Source organism: Roseibaca sp. Y0-43 (genome assembly GCF_020667835.1).
Lineage (GTDB): Bacteria > Pseudomonadota > Alphaproteobacteria > Rhodobacterales > Rhodobacteraceae > Roseinatronobacter.
This window is the reverse complement of record NZ_JAFMPR010000014.1, coordinates 22,479-28,478: the sequence shown is the minus strand read 5'-3', so window position 1 is coordinate 28,478 and position 6,000 is coordinate 22,479. Positions and strand designations below refer to the sequence as shown.

Annotated in this window: 4 protein-coding genes; all 4 read right to left on the bottom strand. The window is 66.8% G+C overall.

Annotation, left to right across the window (positions count from 1 at the left end):
- Positions 1 to 132: 132 nt before the first annotated feature.
- A complete protein-coding gene (locus J1C52_RS13945) occupies positions 133 to 789 on the bottom strand; it encodes a hypothetical protein (protein ID WP_227428552.1) in 657 nt (218 codons plus the stop codon).
- A 250-nt stretch (positions 790 to 1,039) separates the two neighbouring features.
- Positions 1,040 to 4,141 carry an efflux RND transporter permease subunit gene (locus tag J1C52_RS13940; protein ID WP_227428551.1) on the bottom strand — a complete coding sequence of 1,034 codons (3,102 nt, stop codon included), beginning with the start codon at positions 4,139 to 4,141 and terminating at the stop codon, positions 1,040 to 1,042.
- Positions 4,138 to 5,436 carry an efflux RND transporter periplasmic adaptor subunit gene (locus tag J1C52_RS13935; RefSeq protein WP_227428550.1) on the bottom strand — a complete coding sequence of 433 codons (1,299 nt, stop codon included), beginning with the start codon at positions 5,434 to 5,436 and terminating at the stop codon, positions 4,138 to 4,140. The genes J1C52_RS13940 and J1C52_RS13935 overlap by 4 nt, the downstream gene beginning before the upstream one ends.
- Before the next feature lie 4 nt (positions 5,437 to 5,440).
- Positions 5,441 to 5,938, bottom strand: a complete 498-nt coding sequence (locus J1C52_RS13930; RefSeq protein WP_227428549.1) for a cytochrome b — start codon at positions 5,936 to 5,938, stop codon at positions 5,441 to 5,443.
- Between the last annotated feature and the right edge of the window lie 62 nt (positions 5,939 to 6,000).

The window sequence follows — 6,000 nt, the reverse complement described above, 5'->3', positions numbered from 1 at the left end:
CCTTGTTCACGGGTTCTTCTAGTGCGGCGTCAGGCTTTTCGGTCTGGCGTCGTTTCCCTTTTTGGGTTCGGTGCACCGTCACAGGTGCAAGATGAATGGGTGCGGACCCGCCTCCGGCAGGCCCGGGCAAGTTCAGTAGCGTACCTCTTCGAAGCCGTAGTTCCCCTCATGATCCCGCCAGTCCACAAAGACCGAGCGGTAGCTGACCCAGTTACAGTGCCCGGTGTCGGGCAGCTGTGATGCGGGCGGGACGTGGGCAACACTCGACCGTGTCCATCGATAGTCACCCTGCACCCCATACGAACCGAGGCGCGTCGCGTCGTAGGTGTTGCAGTCGCCTTCACTGTTTTCGCGCTGGCTGAACTGGATGTGAAAAACACGGATGCTGCGGACGAAGTCGAAGGCGTCGCCCGAAATGTCGATGTCGGCCTGCTCGTCTGACTGGACTTGGACCAGGGGCAGGGGAGCTTGCGGTACACTGGCCTGAGGTGCCTCCTGGAAGGCGATGTCGTAAAGCCGGTCGATCGGCGAGAGCGGGGCAGGGGCGTTGAACGACGCCCCCATCGGGCAACGCCAGATCTGCAAGGGTGGCTCGATCGGCCAGGGTGTGATCCTGCGGATGAAGACCGCACGCGCATGGGCACAGGGCGCCGATGCCGGCCAGCCGCCCGCGAGACAGAGCAGAATGGCACAGTCGACCTGGTAGGCTTGCGCCGGCTCGACCGAACCGACGAGGCTCGATACTGTGATGGCCGCAGCTGCTGCTGCGGTCCGGACCTTGTGATTCATGACACCGACTCCAGCTATAATGGTGCGGCGATACAAAACAACACTAACGATAGCAAGCGGATTTGATTGATCGCGCGCACCCTGGGCACATCACGCCCCGAACGTAAGGGACGCGGGATAGTACACAACCGTTACGGAGTGCAGATTGCCAAGAGGGCAAGCGGGGACCGGCTTCGACTCATAGCAGCCATTGGCCGGGCAAACGTCAGAATGCTTCAGCCCGCTTGTCGTTCCGAAAATAAGTGGCTGATCAGCCAGCTCCCGCCAGTTCGCCAGTTCCTCGTTTTCCGTGCCTGAGGTCCTCAAGTGCTGCGTAGAACGCAGGCAAAACTAGAAGGATCAGTACTGTCGCAGCCAAGAGTCCGAAGACAACCGAGATCACCAGCGGCTTGAGCGTCTGGGCCTGCGTCGAGGATTCCAGCAGCAAGGGTGCCATGCCCATGATCGTCGTCGAGACCGAGACGAAGATAGGACGGAACCGCGATCGCACGGCTTCGCCTGCGGCCAGCGCAGCTGACAGTCCTTCGGCGCGGCGGGTGTTGATGACGCCGAGCAGCAGGATCGCGTTGTTCACCACGATTCCCGCAAGCGAGGCCGCCCCCACCAGCGAGGGCATGGAGATGTTGTAGCCCATCAGGACATGGCCCCAGATGACGCCCAGGAACGCCAGCGGGATGGTGATCATCACGATCAGCGGCTCCACATAGCTGCGGAACTGGAAGCTGAGGACGATGTAGATGCCCACCAGTCCGATCAGGAACCCGCGCAGGATCGAGACGACGGTTTCCGCCGAATTCGCGGCCTGCCCACCGATCTCGAAGATCAGGCCGGGGGTGGCAGCCGCGAGGTCCGGCAGAAAGCCCTCGGCCAGCCGGGCGGTGATCGCGTCGGCATTGCCGATGCGGCCGTCCACATCGGCCGCGACGGTCAGCGTACGCAACCCGTTGCGGCGCGTGATGGTTCCCCACCCACGTGCTTCGGTGACGGTGGCGATGCTCGACAACGGCACGGTGCCGCCACCGGGCAGCGCGATCTCGAAAAGGTTCAAGTCAGCGCGGTTGGCGCGGTCCTCATCGGCAAGCCGCAGCTCGATTTCCCAGGCCAGATCGCCGCGCCGGATTTCCGCAAGCTGTGTGCCGAGAAAGGCCGCGCGAAGTTGGCTTGCCACATCCGTTGCGGCCAGCCCCAGCGCCTCGGCCCCCGGCGACAGGCTCAGCCGCAATTCGGGCGCGCCCGGGCGCAAATCGAGGATCGCGTTGCGCACACCGGCATAGGTTTCAAGCTCCGCCAGCGTGGCGCGCCCCGCCGCCTCCAGCGTGGCGAGGTCGGGGTGGCTCAGGCGCAATTCCACCGCGATGCCCTGCGGGCCGATCCCCGGCTCGGTCAGGATCAACGAGGACACACCGGGCAGAGTGCCGATTTCCGCGCGCCAGAGCGTGACGATTTCGTCCAACGTGCTGCTGCGTGTCTCGGCGCCGAGCAGGTCCACCGCGACGGTGGCGACATGGGCACCGGCCTCGCCCGCCGAGAGGTTGCGGCCCAGCCGGGTGATGCGGCGGATCACCAGCGGTTGTGCCTGGGGCTGATCGGGGGACAGGCGGGCGTTCGCGCGGTCCAGCGCCGCCTCTACTTGTGCGACGGCCTCGGTCGTGCGCACAAGCGGCGTGCCCGCGGGCAGCATCAGCCGCGCCTCCAGCACGTCGCCGTCGATCTCGGGCATCGCCTCGCGCTTGACCACGCCGCCGCCCAAGGCGCCGACGGTCACGATCAGCGCCCCGATGGCCAGACCGACAACAAGCCAGCGCGCCTTGATCGCGGCGTCTGCCAAGCGGCCCACGCCACGTTCGCGCAGGGCATCGAAACCCGCCTCGAAGCGGATGCGAAAACGGGATGCGGCGGTGTCCTTCATCCCGCCTTTCAGGTGATGGGGCAGGATCAGGAAGGCCTCGATCAGCGAAGCGGCGAGTGCGGCCAGCAGGACCACCGGAAGAACCTCCAGCACCGCCCCCAGTTCGCCTGCCAGAAAGGCAAGGGGCAGGAACACGGCCAACGTCGTCAGGAAGGACGAGATCACGCCGGGCGCCACGGCTGCGACGCCCGCCGCGACGGTTTCGACCGTGGCCCCCTTGGCGGCATGCACCGCGATGGAATCCGCGATCACGATGGAATCGTCCATCACGATCCCGATCGCCATCAGAAGCGCCACCAGCGTCATCATGTTGAGGCTGAGCCCTGTCAGCGCCATCCAGACGAAGGCGCCCGCAAAGGCCATGGGCAGGCCCATCGCTGCCCAGATCGCGAAGCCAGGTCGGAAAAACAGACTCATGACGACGACCACCAGCACAAGGCCTATCACCCCGTTCTGAACCAGCATCACCAGCCGGTCGCGGATGATGGAGGTCACGTCCTGCACCACCTCCACCGTGATCGTGTCGGGCAGGCGGGCGGTTTCCTCGGCCACCAGCGCCGCGACGCCGTCGAGCACCCGCAGCGCGTCGGCATCGAGCGCCTTGGCGACATCGAGCACGATGGCGGGGATGCCATCGACAAAGGCGCGGTCTTGCGGCGGGTCGAAGCGTTCCTCGATCGCCGCCACGTCGCCCAGCGTCAGGGTCGCGCCATTGGGCAACACCAGAACCGGGATCGTGGCAAGCGTCCTGGCTGTATCGCGCTCGGCGGTGAAGCGCAGGGTCAGCTCCGCGCCCGGCCCCTCCAGTGTGCCTGCGGGCAGGTCGATGTTCTGCGCGGCGATGGCGGTGGCGAGCGTCGTGGGTGTCAGCCCGTGGCTGTCGAGCACGGCGCGCTCCGCAATGATGGTCAGTGTCCGGGTGCCGAGGCCGCCGCGCGTGACGCCCGCGACACCTGGTAGGGCGGTCAGCCGGTCCAACAGCGCGTCAGCGTAGCGGTCCAGCTCGCCCAGAGGCAGATCGCCCGAGATGGCGACCGATGTGACAGGATCCGAGCGGTGCAATTCGCGCACCACGGCAGGATCGGCGCGGTAGGGGAAGGTGTCGATGGCCGACACCTCGGTGCGCAGCGAATTGACGAAGCGCAGCGCATCGTTACCGGGCGCCATGGTTGCCACGGCCCGCGCGCGACCAGTCTGGGCCGTGCACGTGAAGGTTTCCAGCCCCTCGACACCCTGCACTCCGTCCCAGAGCGGCGCGCAGATCGCGGCTTCCACATCCTCGGCTGCAGCGCCCCGGTAGGGCACGGTGACCTCGGCCTCGACGGCGCGGAAATCGGGGAAGGTTTCGCGCAACAGGCCCGGCGCGGCAAAGATGCCCGCTGCAAGGAACAATAGAAGCAGCAGGTTGCCCGCCGTCGGGTGGCCGGTGAACCAGCGTATCATGGCTGGACCTCGACCGGGGTCAGGGCCATGCCGGGAATGGCCGGCGCGATGTCGTCGATCACCACGCGTTCGCCCGGCGACAGGCCAGCGGCGATAACGACGCGGCCATCCTGAGCGAAGGCGGCGGTGACGGGGCGCAATTCCAGCAAGTCTTCGGGGCCAAGGATACGCACCATGTCGCCATGCAACGCCGCCTCGGGGATCGCGATGAGGCCTGTCATGGAAGCGCCCGAAAAGGAAAGCTGCACCTGCATGTTGGGCACCAGCGGCAGGCGGCGAGGCGGGTCCGCGCCCTCATAGGGGTCGTCAACCCTGACCACCACCGGCACGGTGCGCGCACGGGCATCCAGCGCGCCCTCGATCCCGACAACACGGGCGCTCCAGATCTGCCTCGGGTCCGACAGAAAGCTAAGCGTCACTGCAATCCGCGTGGCGGGCATGTCGCGCATCATGTCGGCAAGGGTGATGCCCTCCGGTGTATCTCCCAATAGCCGTCGAAAGCTGTCTATCGGCAAGTGCGCCACGACCTCGGCCGCCGCGATCCCGTCGGCACGGATCACCACCTGACCGGGGGCGACGGTTTGAAACAGCTCAGCATTCACCTCGGTTACGCGCAGGTCGAACGGCGTCGTCAGGGTCGTGCGGTCGAGCGAGCGGCGCGCCCGGTCGATGGCGGCCTCGCTGCGCGCGACCTGTGCCGCGATCCGCGCCTCGCGGGAGGGGATCAGGGCGAGCGTGTTCTCCAGTTCCGCCACCGTGCGGCGGGCCAGAAGGGTCGCGCGCTCGGCCTCGTCGGCGCGCGATTGCGGAACGGCGCCTTGCGCGACGAGTGTGCGCGTGCGTTCCAGATCGGTCTCGGTCAGGGCCAGCCGGTTCTGTTCCAGCGAAAGGATGCGCCGTGTGTTGTCCGCCTCTGCCGTAAGCTGCACGCGCTCGGCCTCCAGCACCGCGAGGTCGGCCTGCGATTGCGCCAGCGCCAGCTCGTAGTCGGCGGGGTCGGTCCTCAGCACTCCCGTCCCCGCCGGGATCAGGCGACCGGGCTCAAGGTCCGGATGGCGCCAGATCACCTCGCCCTGCACCTCGGCCACGGCGACCCAGGTCTCCGCCGCGCGCAGGCTGCCCCAAGCGGTCGCGGCGGGCCGAATATCCTGCGCCGCGACCGTCATCATCCGAACGGGCAGCGCGGGCGCGTCGCCCCCGACCTGCGCGGGGCCGGGGGCAGACGCGATCATCCAGACCGCCGCGGCAATGCCGAGCGCGATGGGTGGCAGCGCCAGGAGCGGGGCGAGGCGCATGGGTTCAGCCCTGCGCCCGGCGCATCCGCGCCAGCGTGTCGTCGCGCAGGATGAACTGGTGGTAGAGCGCGCCAATCACATGCAGCGCAACCAGCGCCAGCAGGATGATCTTCATCACGTTATGCCCCTGCGCCGCGGCCTCGACCCCGCCGAACCACGCGACAGACCCGCTGAGTGGCATAAGGATCATCAGCGCGTAAAGCCCGACATGGGTGAGCTTCGCGAGAATGCCTTGTACCTTGCTGGCCTCGATCGCCGGGGGCACGCCGCGCCTGGCGCGCAGGGTCAACCGCCACAGCGCGAAGATCATCACCAGCGCGCCGCCCGCCACATGGGCCAGCACGAGCGGGTCGAACCCAGCCTCCAGCCCATTTGTGATGTGGTCCCATGCGGCCGACATCGCGTCCTTGAAAAGATATTGCTGCGCGATCAGTGCGAAGATGAGCCAATGCAGCGCGATCTGAAGGCGGGAATAGCCGTTGGGGGCGGTTCTGGCGGGCATGGCAAGGATCCTTTCGGTCAGGGTGCGCGACTCGGATAGAGGTTGCGGTTGTCAACAGTATA